This is a genomic window from Halomonas eurihalina, from assembly GCF_008274785.1.
In the GTDB taxonomy this organism is placed as follows: Bacteria; Pseudomonadota; Gammaproteobacteria; order Pseudomonadales; family Halomonadaceae; genus Halomonas; species Halomonas eurihalina.
On the sequence record NZ_VTPU01000014.1, the window covers coordinates 37,590 to 54,442 of the forward strand.

Here is a 16,853-nt window from a genome sequence, read left to right on the forward strand (position 1 = left end):
TACATGCTGCTTTTTCTGGCTGAATTCCTGGCGCAATTCCAGAGCGCCTTCAACGTATTCAATTATCTGACCCTGCGGATGATTCTGGGGACCCTGACGGCCTTGATCCTGTGCCTCTGGCTGGGGCCCGTGGTCATCCGACGCCTGGTGGAACGCCAGATCGGGCAGGCCGTGCGCGATGATGGCCCCCAATCGCATCTGTCCAAGGCTGGCACGCCGACCATGGGCGGCGCGATGATCCTAATGGCCATTGCTGTCAGTACCCTGTTGTGGGGGGATCTCTCTAATCATTATGTCTGGGTCGTGCTGGCGGTGACGCTGGGCTTTGGCGCCATCGGCTGGGTCGACGACTATCGCAAGGTGGTCGAGAAGAATCCGCGTGGTCTGCCGGCCCGCTGGAAGTACTTGTGGCAGTCGGTGATCGGTCTGGCGGCGGCGGTCATCCTCTATGTCACCGCTGCCTCGCCGGTGGAAACGAGCCTGATCGTGCCGCTGTTCAAGGACTTCGTGTTGTCCCTGGGCGTCTTCTACATACTGCTCAGCTACCTGGTGATCGTCGGCAGTTCCAATGCGGTGAATCTCACCGACGGCCTCGACGGCCTGGCCATCATGCCTACCGTGCTGGTGGCCATGGGGCTTGCCGTGTTCGCCTATGCCAGTGGCAATGCGGTGTTCGCCGAATACCTTCAAATTCCGATGATTCCCGGCGCCGGTGAACTGGCAGTGTTCTGCGCCACCATCGCCGGGGCGGGCCTGGGCTTTCTGTGGTTCAACACCTATCCGGCCCAGGTCTTCATGGGCGATGTGGGCGCCCTGGCCCTGGGGGCGGCGCTTGGCGTGGTCGCCGTCATCGTGCGCCAGGAGATCGTGCTGTTCATCATGGGCGGCATCTTCGTCATGGAAACCGTGTCGGTGATCCTGCAGGTGGGCTCCTACAAGCTGACCGGCCGGCGGATCTTCCGTATGGCACCGCTGCATCATCACTTCGAGCTCAAGGGCTGGCCGGAGCCGAGGGTCATCGTGCGGTTCTGGATCATCACGGTCGTACTGGTGCTGCTGGGGCTGGCCACGCTGAAGATTCGTTGAGGTTCCCGCGCGGAGCCGGAAGTCGTCGTTCACGCGAGGAGCCATTCATGGTCAAGGTGCCCAAGGGAGTCACGCTGGTGGTCGGGCTCGGGATATCCGGGCGCGCCATCTGCCGCCATCTGGAACGCCTGGGCCGGCGTTTCATGGTGGCCGATACCCGAGAGGCACCGCCGGGGCTCGATGCTTTCCGTGATGCGCATCCGGGGGTCGAGGTTCATTGCGGTTCGCTGGCCGGTATCGACATGCAGGAGGCGCATGAGGTGGTGCTCAGTCCGGGCGTGGACCCGCACCTGCCCGAACTGGCCGTGCTGGAAGGGCGTGTCGGCGAGTCCGGCGATCCGCTGGTGGTGGGCGAGATGGCCCTGTTCACGCGGGCCTGTCGAGCGCCCATCGCCGCCATCACCGGCGCCAATGCCAAGTCCACGGTAACCACTCTGTTGGGCGAGATGGCGGCCGAGGCGGGCTGGCGCGTGGCGGTGGGCGGCAACCTGGGCACCGCCGCCCTGGATCTGCTGGCCGAATCGCCCGATGCTGAGCTTTATGTGCTGGAAGTTTCGAGCTTCCAGCTCGAGACCACTCCGCGGCTTGGTGCCACCACGGCGGCCTTTCTCAATCTCTCCGAGGATCACCTGGATCGCCATGGCGACATGGCCGGCTATCGAGCCGCCAAGCTCGGCATCTTCCGTGGCGCCGAGCACGGCGTGGTCAATGCCGAGGATCCGCAGACCTGGCCGGCGTCGCCGTTGCCGGCGCTCGAGCGTTTTTCCACCCGGCCGCCTGAGCCGGGTGAATGGGGGATTTCGCTCCACGATGATGGCAGCGGGCAACGTGCCTGGTTGATGCATGGCGACAGTCCCTTGATGCCTGCCGAGTCCCTGCGCCTGCAGGGGCTGCACCATCAGGCGAATGCGCTGGCCGCCCTGGCCATGGGCCACCGCCTGGGCCTGTCGTTGTCCGCCATGACGCGGGTGCTGGAGCGTTTCGGTGGGCTAGCGCATCGCTGCGAATGGATCGCCGACCTCGACGGTGTACGCTGGATCAACGACTCCAAGGGTACCAATGTGGGGGCGGCCCTGGCTGCCATCGCCGGCATCGGACCGACCCTGAAAGGGCGCGTGATCCTGCTGGCGGGGGGCGTCGGCAAGGGGGCGGACTTCACGCCGCTGGCCGCGCCGCTGCAGCGATATGGCCGGGAGGCGATCCTCTTCGGGCGCGACGCGGACAAGCTCGAGCGCGCGCTCGAGGGTGCCTTGCCTCGGCATCGGGTCGAGGATCTGGCAACGGCCATGGAACGGGCCGCCGAGATCGCGGTGCCCGGCGACTGCGTGCTGTTGTCGCCAGCCTGTGCGAGCCTCGATCAATTTCTGAATTATCAAGCGCGTGGCGAGGCCTTTCGGCGGGCCGTCGAACGACGCGCGAGTCAGGAGGCTCCATGAGCCGCTTATCCCGTTTGCGTGAACAACTGTCGACCCGAGATCACTTCTGCGATGGCTGGCTGCTGGTGGCCACTCTGGCCCTGATGCTGATCGGTTGGGTCATGGTCACCTCCGCCTCCACGGAAGTCGCCACCAGTCTTACCGGCAACCCCTGGTACTTCAGCGTCCGTCATGGTGTCTTCGTGCTGTGTTCCATGGCGGTCGCCCTGCTGGTCCTGCGCATACCGATGGCCTGGTGGAAGGCCAACGGCCCCTTGCTGCTGCTTGTCGGCCTGGCCATGCTGCTACTGGTGCTGCTGGTGGGGCGCGAGGTCAATGGAAGTCGGCGTTGGCTGTCGGTTCCCGGCATTCCCTTGAACCTGCAGGCCTCGGAGATCGCCAAGCTGTGCCTGATCGTCTATTTGGCGGGGTATCTGGAACGCTTCCTTCCCCAGGTGCGTCGTCAGTGGGGCGCCTTTCTCCGCCCGCTGATGGTGATGGCGGTCATGGGCGTCCTGCTGATCTTCGAGCCGGACTATGGCGCGGTGGTGGTCATGACGGGCTGCGTCATGGGCATGCTGCTGATGGCGGGGGCGCCCTGGGGACGCTTCTTGCTATTGATGGGACTGGTGGCAGCGCTGGGCGCTTTGCTTGCCATTGCCGAACCCTATCGGATGGCGCGCCTGACCAGTTTCGTCGATCCTTGGGCCGATCAGTTCGCCAGCGGCTATCAGTTGACTCAGGCGCTGATCGCCTTCGGGCGCGGCGAGTGGTTCGGCACCGGGCTTGGCAACAGCGTGCAGAAGTTATTCTACCTTCCCGAGGCCCATACCGACTTCGTGTTCGCCGTACTGGCCGAGGAACTGGGCATGATCGGCGCTATTGCCGTGATTGGGCTGTTTGCCTTGCTGGTATGGCGCGCCATGGCAGTGGGCCGGCGCGCCGAACTGGCCAAGCGGCCCTTTGCGGCCTACCTCTGTTACGGCATTGCCCTGGTGATCGGAGCCCAGGCGTTCATCAATATCGCGGTGAGCACCGGGATGTTGCCGACCAAGGGGTTGACGTTGCCGCTGCTTAGTTACGGCGGCTCGAGCCTGATGATCAGTGCCGTGATGGTCGGCATGCTGCTGAGGGTTGACATCGAGACGAGGCAGGCCAGGCGACGTGAACAACCTGCTGCGCCAAGGACAGGAGAGGCCCGATCATGAAGGATGACCAGACGCGCCGGGTGTTGATCATGGCCGGTGGCACCGGTGGGCATGTGATTCCCGCTCTGTCGCTGGCCGGCGCATTGGCCGAGCGCGGCGTCGAGGTGCAGTGGCTGGGTAGTCCGCGAGGTATCGAGAATCGTCTGGTGCCGGAGGCCGGCATTCCGCTGCACCGCATCGCGGTGAGCGGCCTGCGCGGCAAGGGCGTGACCGGCTGGCTGGTGGCGCCCTGGCGGCTGGTACGAGCGGTTCTCCAGGCGCGTCGGGTGGTGCGCGATTTCGATCCGCAGTTGGTGGTGGGACTCGGGGGATTCGCCAGTGGTCCGGGCGGGCTGGCCGCTTGGCTCGCTCGCCGCCCCCTGGTGATCCATGAGCAGAATGCCGTGGCCGGCCTGACGAACCGAGTGTTGTCGCGACTGGCCAAACGTACCTTCGCGGCCTTCCCGCAAGCCTTTCCAGGACGCGGCGAGGTGGTCGGCAACCCGGTACGTGCCGAGATCGCCGCGCTCGGCGATCATCCCCGCGAGGCGGCGACGATGCGTGAGCGTCCCCTGCGCCTGCTGGTGGTCGGCGGATCGCTGGGCGCCCAGGCCCTGAATGAGCGACTTCCCGAGGCGCTGGCGACGCTTGCGCGCGAGCGCCGTCCCGAGGTGTGCCACCAGGCCGGCCGCGACAAGGACGAACCGACCCGGGCACGCTATGACGAATACGCCGTGCAGGCGCGGGTCCCGGCCTTCATCGATGACATGGCCGAGGCCTACGACTGGGCCGACCTGGTGGTGTGTCGTGCCGGCGCCCTGACGGTGGCGGAACTCGCGGCGGCGGCGAAGCCGGCGCTGTTCGTGCCGTTTCCGCATGCGGTGGATGACCACCAGACCGCCAATGCTGCGGCGCTGGTGGAAGAGGGTGCCGCCTCTCTGATGCCCCAGAATGAGATGACCGTGGCGGCGCTGGCCGAACGCCTGGCGACGCTGCTGGACCCCGATACATTGGCCGCCATGGCGTCGCAGGCCCGGCGCTGCGCGCGTCTCGATGCCATGGAACGCCTGGCGGCTGGCTGCATGGAGACAGGTTTTGAGTGATGACAGACTAGGACCGGTCCCCGGTCAGGCGAATCCGCCCCGCCATGGGCATGGTCTGGGAATGCGTCGCATCCGGCGCATTCACTTCGTCGGCATCGGCGGCGCCGGCATGTGTGGTATCGCCGAGGTGCTGGCCAACCAGGGGTACGCGGTCAGCGGTAGCGACCTCAAGCTCTCGCCGGTGGTGATGCGTCTTCGCGAGTGCGGTATCACGGTCGCCATCGGTCATGCCGAGGAGAATGCCCGGGACGCCGATGTCGTGGTGGTCTCGACCGCTGTCGACGAGACCAATCCCGAGATCCGCTGGGCCCAGCAGCATCGCATACCAGTGGTGCGCCGGGCCGAGATGCTTGCCGAGCTGATGCGCTTTCGCCACGGTATCGCCGTGGCCGGTACCCACGGCAAGACGACCACGACCAGCCTGACGGCAACGCTGCTCGGTGAAGGTGGGCTTGACCCGACCTTCGTGATCGGTGGTCGGCTGACCAGTGCTGGTGTCAACGCGCGTCTGGGGGAGGGCGACTATCTGGTGGCAGAGGCCGACGAGTCGGATGCTTCCTTCTTGCACCTGCAGCCCATGGTAGCCATCGTCACCAACATCGATGCTGATCACATGGCCACTTATGGTGGCGACTTCGAGCGGCTCAAGGGCACCTTCATCGAGTTCCTGCACAACCTGCCGTTCTACGGTCTGGCAGTGCTGTGCATTGATGATGCCAACGTGCGCGGGCTGATCGAGCGGGTCAATCGCCAGTTCGTGACTTATGGGTTCAGCGAGGATGCCGACTATCGCCTCGAGAACTTCGTTCAGCATGGCGGCGAGGTGAGCTTTATCGCGCGTCGTCCCGATGGGCTGGCCCCGCTCGAAGTGCGGCTGGCCATGCCGGGCGAGCACAATGCGTTGAATGCCATGGCCGCCATCGCGGTGGCCAGCGACGCGGGGGTCGAGGACGCGGCCATCCTGCGTGGCCTGGCGAGCTTTGCCGGGGTCGGCCGTCGCTTCCAGGTGCATGGCCACTTCGCCGCACCGCAAGGCGAGGGTGAGATCATGCTGGTGGACGATTACGGCCACCATCCCCGGGAAGTGGAAATGGTGATCAAGGCGGTCCGGGAAGGCTGGCCCGAGCGGCGCCTGGTGATGCTCTATCAACCGCATCGCTATTCGCGCACCCGCGATCTGTTCGAGGATTTCGTGCGGGTGCTGGCGGGGGTCGACACGCTGCTGCTGCTGGATGTCTATAGTGCCGGCGAGTCGCCGCTGCCGGGTGCCGACGGCCGTACCCTGGCGGGCTCCATTCGCCAGCGTGGCGAAGTCGATCCCATCTTCGTGCAGGACAAGGGCGAGCTTCCTGAGCTGCTGGCCAAGGTGCTGTGCCCTGGTGATATCCTGATCACTCAAGGAGCGGGTGATGTGGGTGGTATTTCCCAGAAGTTGTCCGATGCCCGGCTGGTGCTTGACGAGGTGACGCTATGACGATCGACCATGGACGGGTGGTGGTGCTTTACGGCGGGGATTCCGCCGAACGCGAAGTGTCGCTGAAGAGCGGCGAGGCGATATTGGCAGCGCTCCAGCGTGGCGGTGTGGCGCCGATCGCCTTCGATCCGGCCGAGGGCGGGCTGGCAGGGCTCGAGGCCCTGGCACCGGATCGAGTGTTCATTGCCTTGCACGGCCGGGGTGGAGAGGACGGAACCCTGCAGGGCGCCCTGGAATTGCTGGGCATTCCCTACACCGGCAGTGGTGTGCTGGCCTCGGCATTGGGCATGGACAAGCAACGCACCAAGCTGGTCTGGCAGGCCCTTGGCCTGCCGACCCCGGAATGCGTGATGCTGAATGCTGAATCCGACTGGGACGCGGTGGTCGAGCGGCTCGGATTGCCGCTGATCGTCAAGCCGGTCCACGAAGGCTCGACGCTGGGAATCACCATTGTCGATAGTGCCGAAACCCTGGCGGCGGCCTACCGGGATGCGGCGCGCTATGATGCGCGGGTCATGGCCGAACGCTTCATTCGAGGCGAGGAATATACGGTGTCGCTGCTTGGCGACGAGGCGCTGCCTGCGATCCGCGTGGAAGTACCGGGCGGCTTCTATGATTACGAAGCCAAATATCTGTCCGATGAAACGCTTTACCATCTGCCATGCGGTCTGTCGGAAACGCATGAAAAGGCCTTGGCCGAACTGTGTCGCGAGGCTTTCGAGGCCATCGGTTGCCGTGGCTGGGGCCGCGTGGATGTCATGCGCGATGACCAAGGCCATTTCTGGTTGCTCGAGGTCAACACCGTGCCGGGCATGACGGATCACAGCCTGGTGCCCCAGGCCGCGGCGCATGCCGGTATCGACTTCGATACCCTGGTGCTGCGCATTCTCGACACCGCCGGGCGGTGCGACTGATATGGCGCGTCGTTCCTCCCTCATCGGTCTGCTGTTGCTGGCGCTCTTGCTGGGTGCCGGTGGCCGAGCCCTGTGGCTGTGGCTGGATCGTCCCATCGAACGAGTGTCGATCCGCGGCGAGCTTCACCATGTCAGCGCCGATTATCTGCGGGATCGATTGGCACCGCTCGTTCAGGGGCAGAGCTGGCTGTCGGTGGATATCGATGCCATGCGAGAGCAGGCTCGGAAAATTGGCTGGCTGAACGAGGTGAGGCTTCACCGTGAGTGGCCCAACGCCCTGCGCTTTGAATTGGAGGAGCAGGTGCCGGTGGCACGCTGGAACGATGACCGGCTGCTGAATGCTCAGGGCGAGCCCTTTGACTTCGCCCCCGTGACTCCGCCCGAAGGCTTGCCGGACTTGTCCGGCCCTGAAGGCAGCGGCGCTGAGGTTCTCGCTTATCACGATCAACTGGTGTCGCGTTTTGCCGACCAACAGCTCGATGTACGTCAGTTGCGACTCGAGCCCAGGGGGGGCCTGGCGCTTCCAATTGGATGATGGTGTCTGGGTGATGCTGGGCCGGAATCACCGGCCGGGTCGCCTGGAACGATTCGAGGCCGCCTGGAGGCGAGAGCTTGGTGAATGGGCGTCGCACATTCGCTACATCGATCTTCGTTATCCTAATGGTGTCGCCGTTGCCTGGCATGGTGAAACCGAACCCGTCGAAAGCGATTCCGAAGTGGAAGGGTGAAGGCTCGGCTGTGCGAATCGTCCGTCCGACGTGGGTTGGGGGGATTCCTTTAATGCGAAAATAACCGTATCGTTAAAGCCCGTTTTTCGATTACGGGCTGGTGGAACGGCGCTAATTGTTCCTATAATTAGTCCAGCTTTTTTCGTGACAAACATGCATTTCCCCTAGCGGGTCTGGCTCGAGGAGAATTCCCGGCTCATGGCAGGTCCATCCAATGTGTCCAATATGGTAGTCGGGCTGGATATCGGAACATCCAAGGTCGTGGCGATCGTGGGGCAACCCACTGACGATGGCGGAATTGAAATTGCCGGTATCGGCTCCCATCCCTCTCGAGGAATGAAGAAAGGGGTGGTGATCAATATCGAGTCCACGGTGCAGTCGATTCAGCGCGCCGTGGAAGAAGCCGAACTCATGGCTGGTTGCGATATTCATTCCGTGTACGTAGGGATCGCCGGGAGCCATATCAGCTCGATGAACTCCGACGGCGTGGTGGCGATCAAGGAACGCGAGGTGGCCCCCTCTGATATCGATCGCGTGATTGATTCGGCCCGTGCGCGGGCCATTTCCGAGGGGCAGCGTGTCTTGCATGTGCTGCCCCAGGAATTCGCCATCGATACCCAGGGCGGCATCCGCGAACCCCTGGGCATGTCCGGCGTGCGCCTCGAGGCGCGGGTGCACCTGGTCACCGCGGCACTGAATGCGGTGCAGAACATCGAGAAGTGCGTGCGTCGCTGCGGGCTCGATGTCGATGCCATCATTCTCGAGCAACTGGCGTCGAGCCATGCCGTCCTCACCGAAGACGAGCGAGAGCTCGGCGTGTGCGTGGTGGATATCGGCGGCGGCACGACGGATATCGCGGTGTTCACCGAAGGGGCTATCCGCCATACCGCAGTGATTCCCATCGCTGGTGATCAGGTCACCAACGACATCGCCATGGCGCTGCGCACGCCGACCCAGCATGCCGAGGAAATCAAGGTCAAGTATGCCTGCGCCCTGACACAGCTGGCGTCAGGCGATGAAATGATCAAAGTGCCCAGTGTCGGCGACCGAGCGGCTCGCGATCTGTCTCGGCAGTCGCTGGCCGAGGTCGTCGAGCCGCGTTACGAGGAACTTTTCACCCTCGTGCGCGACGAATTGCGGCGCAGCGGCTACGAGGACCTGGTGGCCGCCGGTGTGGTATTGACCGGTGGTACGTCACGCATGGAAGGCGTGGTCGAACTGGCTGAAGAGATCTTCCACATGCCGGTACGTATCGCTTGCCCGCAGAATGTCCGCGGGCTGGCCGATGTGGTGCGTAACCCGATTTATTCGACGGGGGTCGGTTTGCTACATTACGCTCTGAATGAGACCCGTCAGGGGCTCGGCCACCAGGAGCGCGATGGCGGTCTCTCGGCGCAACCGAGACGCAATGACGTCTCCCGGCGTGGACCAGAGGAAGGGACTCCGGCGCTGGTAAGGCTCAAGAGCTGGTTCAAAGGAAATTTCTGACAGGGCCGCCCGAGCGGTCCAGGAGACGGGGCTAATGTTTGAATTAGTGGATAGCGCACCTTCTAGCAGTGCGGTTATCAAGGTGATCGGTGTCGGTGGCGGTGGTGGTAATGCCGTCAACCACATGGTCGAAAGCAGCATCGAAGGCGTGGAGTTCATCTGCGCCAATACCGATGCTCAGGCGCTGAAGAGCGTGTCGGCCAAGACCGTTCTCCAGCTTGGCAGCGAGATTACCAAGGGCCTGGGCGCTGGCGCCAGCCCCGAGGTCGGGCGCCAGGCGGCCATGGAGGATCGCGAACGCATCGCCGAATTGCTGGGCGGTGCCGACATGGTCTTCATTACCGCCGGCATGGGTGGCGGCACCGGAACCGGCGGTGCGCCGGTGGTGGCGCAGGTTGCCAAGGAGCTCGGCATCCTCACCGTAGCGGTGGTGACCCGGCCTTTCCCCTTCGAGGGGCCCAAGCGGATGCGTTCTGCAGAGGAGGGCATGAAGGAGCTCTCCGAGCACGTCGACTCGCTGATCACCATTCCCAACGAGAAGCTGCTGTCGGTGCTGGGCAAGAGCGCGAGCCTGTTGTCTGCCTTCAGTGCCGCCAATGATGTTCTGCTCGGTGCCGTTCAGGGCATTGCCGAGCTGATCACCAGCCCGGGTATCATCAACGTCGACTTCGCCGACGTGCGTACCGTGATGTCCGAGATGGGCATGGCGATGATGGGCACGGGAGGCGCCACCGGCGAGAATCGCGCCCGTGAAGCGGCCGAGAAGGCCATTCGCAGCCCCTTGCTCGAGGACATCGACCTGCATGGCGCCCGGGGCATCCTGGTCAACATCACGGCCGGTCCGGACCTTTCCATCGGGGAATTCAACGATGTGGGGGCCACGGTTCAGGAATTCGCTTCCCAGGATGCGACCATCGTCGTCGGTACGTCCATCGACATGGAAATGAGCGACGAGTTGCGCGTCACCGTGGTGGCCGCCGGTCTGGATGGCCAGCAGCGCCAGGCATCGTCGGCGAGCCGTGAGACGACCCGCCGCAGCGATGCGGCCGCGGTCCGGCAGCAGGCTGCCGCCAGCCGTGCCCAGCAGAATCGCTCTGCCGCCGCATCCAGGCCCGAACCGCAGGAGTCTCAGCGTTCGCAGCCGCAGCCGGAATCGCGCAAGTCCCAGGAGCTGGATGATTACCTGGACATTCCGGCCTTCCTGCGCCGCCAGGCCGATTGACGCGGGCTATTGTTCGCATAGGCAGTAGTCGATGATGTTATTTTTGTTGAAACGTGCGTTCGGTGTTATAGTGAACGGTGTTTGATAATCAACGACTGCCTGGCGAACGCCCATGATTAGACAACGCACGCTCAAGAACGTCATTCGCGCCACTGGCGTCGGCCTGCATTCGGGCAAGAAGGTCTACCTGACCCTCCGCCCCGCACCCGTCGACACTGGCATCGTCTTCGTGCGCACCGACCTGGAGCCCGAAGTACAGATTCCGGCTCGCGCCGAGAACGTCACTGACACGACCCTGTGCACGGCCCTGTCGCAGGACGGTGTCAAGGTGGCGACCGTCGAGCACCTGATGTCGGCCCTGGCCGGGCTCGGCATCGACAATGCCTATGTCGATGTCAGCGCGCCCGAGGTGCCGATCATGGACGGTAGCGCCGGACCCTTCGTGTTTCTCATCCAGTCGGCGGGCATCGCCGAGCAGGATGCGCCGAAGCAATTCATCCGTATCAAGCGTGAAGTGGTGGTGCGCGAGGGCGACAAGGAAGCGATGTTCCTGCCTCATCAGGGCTTCAAGGTTTCCTTCGCCATCGACTTCGACCACCCGGTGTTCGAGGACCAGAAGCAGACCGCCACGGTCGACTTCTCCACGACGTCTTTCGTCAAGGAAGTGTCCCGTGCCCGCACGTTTGGCTTCATGCGCGATCTCGAACATCTGCGCTCGAACAATCTGGCGCTGGGTGGCAGCCTCGATAACGCCATCGTGGTCGATGATTACCGCATCGTGAACGAGGGCGGGCTGCGCTACGACGACGAGTTCGTCAAACACAAGGTGCTGGATGCCATCGGTGATCTCTACCAGTTGGGTCACAGCCTGATCGGTGAGTTTCGTGGCGTGAAATCCGGCCATGCGCTCAATAATCAGCTGTGCCGAGCCTTGATGGCCAATCCTCAGGCCTGGGAAATCGTCACTTTCGAGGATGATACCCAGAAGGCCCCGATCTCCTACGCGGCGCCCGCCATGGCGTGAGGTCACGCAGGGTGTTTCGCTGTAATGCAGTCCTTGAACGCCGCCCTTGCTGGGCGGCGTTTTCGTATGGGCGTTCGGTAGCGTAGGTGTCGGCGGGTGATCAGGTTTCCGCGTGCGACGCGAGGCGCTCCAGGGCGCGCTTCAGGCGCGGGTTGTCGACGTCGGCGGCACAGCTGGACAGTTCGTCGGCGGCGCGTGAGGGGAGACGTCGTGTCTGGCGTAGCGGCGCCTTCGGCGGGCGGACCGGCCTGACCTTGAGGTCGAAGCCGCTGACCGCCTCGAAGCCGGCGAGCTCATGCAGTCGCTTCAGAAGGCGCGGTTGTTCGTAGCGGAGTCTCGTCAGCCAGGTGGCGCGGTCGGTGATCAGGGTCAGCCGGCCCTCCCGGAAGCCTCCGACGTAAAGATGCTCGCCGAGTTCGATGGGAAGCTGGGCCCGCAGGTGGTCCTGGGCACGCTCGATCAACCGTGCCATTTGCATCAGTGACCCGAGCTCGCCCCGGCCCTCCAGGAGTCTCGACATGGGCTGTGCTCGGAACCGCTTAACCTTTATACTCATCAGCTTGATTCTCGGGGTAATCCCCCTGACATGATGCATGGTCGTCTCGCCGGACGTTGGCGACCGTCAGATAGCTAGAGCCTAGCACGCACGGGAGTTTCTCGACAGCATGGCCACCACGCTCACCGCGGACACTCGCGCCCCAGCGGCGCCATCGCGACGCCCTCGTGGGGCGCCGGCGCGTTGGTGGTTGGCCAGTTTGCTGGTGGGCTGCCTGCTGCCAGCCGGACTGTCCCAGGCCGAATGGCGCCCCATCGAGCGTGTTGTGCAGATGTGCATCCTGGCGCCGGCCCTGATCCGTGCCAGCTCACAGCTTCAGGCCAGGCGTCGGTCGCGTCGCCGCTGGCCGTCCCGGGTAGCGCCGTATCGCCCCACCGGGCAGCCCCGCCCGGTGGTATCTCGCGAACCGCTGCGCGCCGTCGCTGCCCATGATGTCCTGACCCGCCGTGGCCCGCCATCCTCCGTGAGTGGATGAGCGACGAAGCGGCCGTGCCCGAGTGCCGGCCGGATGCCACATGTAGTGACAGGACCCTTCATGATCAACAACCTGCTACGCAAGGTCGTCGGTTCCAAGAACGACCGTGAAGTCAAGCGCATGAGCCGTATGGTGACGCGTGTCAATGCGCTGGAATCGGAATACGAGGGCCTCGATGACGAGACCCTCAAGGCGCGGACCGACGTATTCCGCGAGCGCCTGAACAATGGCGAGACATTGGATGCCCTGCTGCCCGAGGCCTTCTCCACGGTTCGCGAGGCCAGCAAGCGTGTCATGGGCATGCGCCATTTCGATGTGCAGGTGATCGGTGGTATCACGCTGCACAATGGGCGCATCGCCGAGATGAAGACCGGTGAGGGCAAGACCCTGGTGGCGACCCTGGCTGTTTATCTCAATGCGCTGCCCGCCAGGGGCGTGCACGTGGTGACGGTGAACGATTATCTGGCGTGCCGTGACGCTGACTGGATGCGCCCCCTGTACGAGAGTCTCGGGCTGTCGGTGGGGACCATCTATGCCGGCCAGAGTCCGGAGGAAAAGCGTCGTGCCTACGCCTGCGACATCACCTACGGGACCAACAACGAGTTCGGTTTCGACTATCTGCGCGACAACATGGCCTTCTCCCTCGAGGACAAGGTTCAGCGCGACCTGCACTTCGCCATCGTCGACGAGGTCGACTCGATCCTGATCGATGAGGCGCGCACGCCTCTGATCATTTCCGGGGCCGTGGACGAGAACACCGAGCTCTATCGGATCGTCGACCGCCTGGCCACTGGCCTGACGGTATGCAGCGACGAGGAAGACCCGGAGAGCGGCGACTTCACGCTCGACGAAAAGCAGAAGCAGGTGGAGCTCACCGAGGGTGGCCACCACCGGGTCGAGGAACTGATGCGCGCCGAGGGTCTGCTCGGTGCCGAGGACTCGCTCTATGCAGCCCAGAACCTCAACCTGCTTCAGCACATGCACTCGGCCCTGCGTGCCCGTCACCTTTACCACCGCGATGTCGACTACATCGTCAACGACGGCCAGGTGGTGATCGTCGACGAGCACACCGGGCGCAGCATGCCCGGGCGCCGCTGGTCGGAGGGGCTTCACCAGGCCGTGGAGGCCAAGGAAGGCGTGACCGTGCAGCGCGAGAGTCAGACCCTGGCCTCGACGACCTTCCAGAATTACTTCCGCCTCTATGACAAGCTGTCCGGGATGACCGGCACCGCCGATACCGAAGCTTTCGAGTTCCGCCAGATCTATGGGCTCGATGTCGTGGTGATCCCGACCAACCGTCCGCTGGCCCGTAAGGATCAGAACGATCTGGTCTACCTGAGCGCCGAGGAAAAGTTCGACGCCATCATCGAGGACGTCAAGGCGCAGACCGAGAACGGTCGCCCGGTTCTGGTGGGTACGGCGTCCATCGAGACATCCGAGTATCTGGCCGAGCTGATGCGCAAGGCAGGGCTCGAGTTCAACGTGCTCAATGCCAAGCAGCACCAGAGCGAGGCCGAGATCATCGCCCAGGCTGGTCGACCCGGCGCGATCACCATTGCCACCAACATGGCCGGGCGTGGTACCGACATCGTGCTGGGCGGTAACTGGGAAGCCGAGGTCGCCAAGCTGGAGTCTCCCGATGAGGCGCAGATCGAGCGCCTCAAGAACGAGTGGCAAGCGCGCCACGAGGCGGTGCTGGCCGCGGGCGGGCTGCATGTGGTCGGTTCCGAGCGGCACGAATCGCGTCGTATCGACAATCAGCTGCGTGGCCGTTCGGGCCGGCAGGGCGATCCGGGTTCGACCCGTTTCTTCCTGTCCCTGGAAGACAACCTGATGCGCCTGTTTGGCTCCGACCGCGTGCAGCGGTTGATGCAGGCCATGGGGCTGGAAAAGGGCGAGGCCATCGAGCATAAGATGGTCTCCAATGCCGTGGAGCGAGCCCAGAAGAAGGTCGAGGGGCGCAACTTCGATATCCGCAAGCAGCTGCTTGAATATGACGACGTGGCCAATGACCAGCGTCGGGTGATCTATGAGCAGCGCAACGACATCCTCGGGGCGGAAGATGTCTCCGAGAATGTCATGGGCATCCGCGAAGAGGTGATGGATGAAGCCATCAGCAGCTTCGTGCCGCCCCAGAGCCTGCCGGAGCAGTGGGACCTGACAGGCCTCGAGGCGCACCTCAAGAGCGAGTTCAACCTCGATGCGCCAGTGGTGGAATGGGCCGAGAATGACCAGCGCTTCCATGAGGAGCAACTGCGAGAGCGTCTCCAGGCCATGCACCGCGAAGCCTACGAGGAGAAGGTCGAAGTCGCCGGGCCCGAACTGATGCGGCGTTTCGAGAAGCAGGTCATGCTGCAGGTGCTGGATACCCGCTGGAAGGAACACCTGCAGTCCATGGACCACCTGCGCCGGGGTATTCACCTGCGAGGCTATGCGCAGAAGAATCCCAAGCAGGAATACAAGCGCGAGTCCTTCGAGCTGTTCCAGTTGCTGCTCACCAACATCAAGGCCGATGTCACGCGCATCCTCAGCCACGTCAAGGTGCGCCGCCCCGAGGAAGTGGAAGAACTGGAACGCCAGCGCCGCGAGTCCCTGGAGCGCGAGCAGGCGGCCTCCGCCAATCGGCGAGACGATGTCGAAGACGAAGCACAGGAATCGTTGGAACCCGCGCCGGCGTCGGGGGGGGAAGGTCGTCCGGCACGTCGCGAGGGGCCCAAGGTCGGGCGCAACGATTCTTGCCCCTGTGGTTCCGGGAAGAAGTTCAAGCAGTGCTGCGGCAAGCTTAGTTAATGGCCACGAGGCCCGAGTGACGAGATCCGAGCCACGACAACCTTGCTTTGGACTTGGGGGGACGAAGCTCGAAGCTCGAAGCTCAACTGAATACAGGAGAACTCAGCATGGCGGTGGGCGAGACGCATTTCCCGGCAATGCCCCGGATCGAAGGGTTACGGCTGGGTGCAGCGATGTCCGGCATCAAGACGGCGCACCGTCGTGACCTGGTGGTGATCGAGGTGCCGGAAGGCGCCGCCGTGTCCGGTACCTTCACGCGCAATGCCTTTTGTGCGGCTCCGGTGACGGTGGCTCGTGAACACTTGGCAGCCTGTGCCACCCGCGGCACGGCACCGCGCTATCTGGTGATCAATACCGGCAACGCCAATGCCGGGACGGGCGAGACAGGCCTGCGCGATGCTCGGGCCACCTGTACCGAGCTGGCCGGTCTCGTCGATGTGGAGGCGACCTCGGTGCTGCCGTTTTCCACCGGCGTGATCGGCGAAACGCTCCCCATGGAACGGCTGCTGGCAGGGTTGCCCGAGGCGCTGCGTGCCCTGGATGACGGTCCCGCAGGCTGGGCGGCGGCGGGTGAGGGAATCCTCACCACCGATACTCGCCCCAAGGGGGCCAGCGTCACGCTGCCCCTGGGTGACGAGACCATCACTATCAACGGCATCAGCAAGGGCTCGGGCATGATCAAGCCGAACATGGCGACCATGCTGGGTTTCGTGGCCACCGATGCGGCCATCGCGCCGGCCGTGCTGGACGAAGTGCTGCGCGGGGCCGTGGATCAGTCCTTCAACTGCATCACCGTGGATGGTGATACCTCCACCAATGATGCCTGCATGCTGATCGCCACGGGGCGTGGCGCGGCAGTGAACGATGAGCATCGCCTGGCCGTGTTCCGCGAAGGTCTGCAGCGGGTGATGAACGAGCTGGCACAGGCCATCGTGCGTGACGGCGAGGGTGCAACCAAGTTCGTTACCCTCCAGGTGGATGGCGCGGTAACCCGCGACGAGGCATTGGATGTGGCTTTCACGGTGGCGCATTCGCCGTTGGTCAAGACGGCACTGGCGGCCAGCGATGCCAACTGGGGGCGGATTCTCGCCGCCGTGGGCCGAGCGCCGGTGGCGGATTTCGATGTGTCTCGGGTGACCATCGATCTCGGTGGCGTGCGCCTGGTCGAGCAGGGTGGATGCGCGCCGGGTTACACCGAGGAAGCCGGTAGTGAGGTCATGGCCCAGGAAGAGATCGGCATTCGCATCGACCTGGGACGTGGCGACCGCGGTGCCACCGTATGGACCACGGACCTGACACGGGAATATGTCGCTATCAATGCCGACTACCGTAGCTGAGAGGCGGGCGACAGCGTTCGCGAGTCGATGAGCCCCATAGCAATCCCCGCCGCA

13 protein-coding genes and 1 pseudogene are annotated in these 16,853 nt (G+C 64.0%); 13 read left to right on the forward strand and 1 reads right to left on the reverse strand.

Annotated features, from left to right (window positions below; translation table 11 throughout):
• Positions 1–3 precede the first annotated feature (3 nt).
• The 10 genes and pseudogenes from mraY (at position 4) to lpxC (ending at position 11,641) form a co-directional block, all read left to right on the forward strand.
• Positions 4–1,086 (forward strand): phospho-N-acetylmuramoyl-pentapeptide-transferase, encoded by a 1,083-nt coding sequence (mraY, locus tag FZZ93_RS13740; protein WP_149322890.1) that lies wholly within the window; start codon positions 4–6, stop codon positions 1,084–1,086.
• Between the two features lie 47 nt (positions 1,087–1,133).
• Positions 1,134–2,522, forward strand: a complete 1,389-nt coding sequence (gene murD, locus FZZ93_RS13745; protein ID WP_149322891.1) for a UDP-N-acetylmuramoyl-L-alanine--D-glutamate ligase — start codon at positions 1,134–1,136, stop codon at positions 2,520–2,522.
• Positions 2,519–3,709, forward strand: a complete 1,191-nt coding sequence (gene ftsW, locus FZZ93_RS13750) for a putative lipid II flippase FtsW (protein ID WP_149322892.1) — start codon at positions 2,519–2,521, stop codon at positions 3,707–3,709. Before murD ends, ftsW begins: the two co-directional genes overlap by 4 nt.
• The gene (gene murG, locus FZZ93_RS13755; RefSeq protein WP_149322893.1) at positions 3,706–4,791 is read left to right on the forward strand and encodes an undecaprenyldiphospho-muramoylpentapeptide beta-N-acetylglucosaminyltransferase; all 1,086 of its coding nucleotides are present in this window, start codon (positions 3,706–3,708) and stop codon (positions 4,789–4,791) included. Before ftsW ends, murG begins: the two co-directional genes overlap by 4 nt.
• 61 nt (positions 4,792–4,852) lie before the next feature.
• Positions 4,853–6,265: a UDP-N-acetylmuramate--L-alanine ligase gene (gene murC, locus FZZ93_RS13760; protein WP_149322940.1), complete on the forward strand. Its 1,413-nt coding sequence runs from the start codon at positions 4,853–4,855 to the stop codon at positions 6,263–6,265.
• Entirely contained in the window at positions 6,262–7,179 is a 918-nt protein-coding gene (locus FZZ93_RS13765; protein ID WP_149322894.1) for a D-alanine--D-alanine ligase, read from the forward strand. Before murC ends, FZZ93_RS13765 begins: the two co-directional genes overlap by 4 nt.
• A gap of 1 nt (position 7,180) precedes the next feature.
• A pseudogene (locus FZZ93_RS13770) lies at positions 7,181–7,907 on the forward strand (cell division protein FtsQ/DivIB).
• A gap of 198 nt (positions 7,908–8,105) precedes the next feature.
• The gene (gene ftsA, locus FZZ93_RS13775; protein WP_149322895.1) at positions 8,106–9,395 is read left to right on the forward strand and encodes a cell division protein FtsA; all 1,290 of its coding nucleotides are present in this window, start codon (positions 8,106–8,108) and stop codon (positions 9,393–9,395) included.
• Between the two features lie 34 nt (positions 9,396–9,429).
• Entirely contained in the window at positions 9,430–10,617 is a 1,188-nt protein-coding gene (ftsZ, locus tag FZZ93_RS13780; protein ID WP_149322896.1) for a cell division protein FtsZ, read from the forward strand.
• A 112-nt stretch (positions 10,618–10,729) separates the two neighbouring features.
• A complete protein-coding gene (gene lpxC / locus FZZ93_RS13785; RefSeq protein WP_149322897.1) occupies positions 10,730–11,641 on the forward strand; it encodes a UDP-3-O-acyl-N-acetylglucosamine deacetylase in 912 nt (303 codons plus the stop codon).
• A 100-nt stretch (positions 11,642–11,741) separates the two neighbouring features.
• Here lpxC and FZZ93_RS13790 read toward each other — a convergent pair whose 3' ends face one another.
• The gene (locus FZZ93_RS13790) at positions 11,742–12,161 is read right to left on the reverse strand and encodes a DUF721 domain-containing protein (protein ID WP_149322898.1); all 420 of its coding nucleotides are present in this window, start codon (positions 12,159–12,161) and stop codon (positions 11,742–11,744) included.
• 145 nt (positions 12,162–12,306) lie between these two features.
• Between FZZ93_RS13790 and FZZ93_RS13795 the strand changes: the two genes are divergently transcribed.
• The 3 genes from FZZ93_RS13795 to argJ all read left to right on the forward strand — a co-directional run bounded on the left by FZZ93_RS13795 (position 12,307) and on the right by argJ (position 16,799).
• Positions 12,307–12,672, forward strand: a complete 366-nt coding sequence (locus tag FZZ93_RS13795; RefSeq protein ID WP_149322899.1) for a hypothetical protein — start codon at positions 12,307–12,309, stop codon at positions 12,670–12,672.
• 60 nt (positions 12,673–12,732) lie between these two features.
• Complete coding sequence (gene secA, locus FZZ93_RS13800; protein ID WP_149322900.1) at positions 12,733–15,462, forward strand: preprotein translocase subunit SecA; 2,730 nt, start codon at positions 12,733–12,735, stop codon at positions 15,460–15,462.
• A 107-nt stretch (positions 15,463–15,569) separates the two neighbouring features.
• Complete coding sequence (argJ, locus tag FZZ93_RS13805) at positions 15,570–16,799, forward strand: bifunctional glutamate N-acetyltransferase/amino-acid acetyltransferase ArgJ (protein WP_149322901.1); 1,230 nt, start codon at positions 15,570–15,572, stop codon at positions 16,797–16,799.
• Positions 16,800–16,853: the final 54 nt, after the last annotated feature.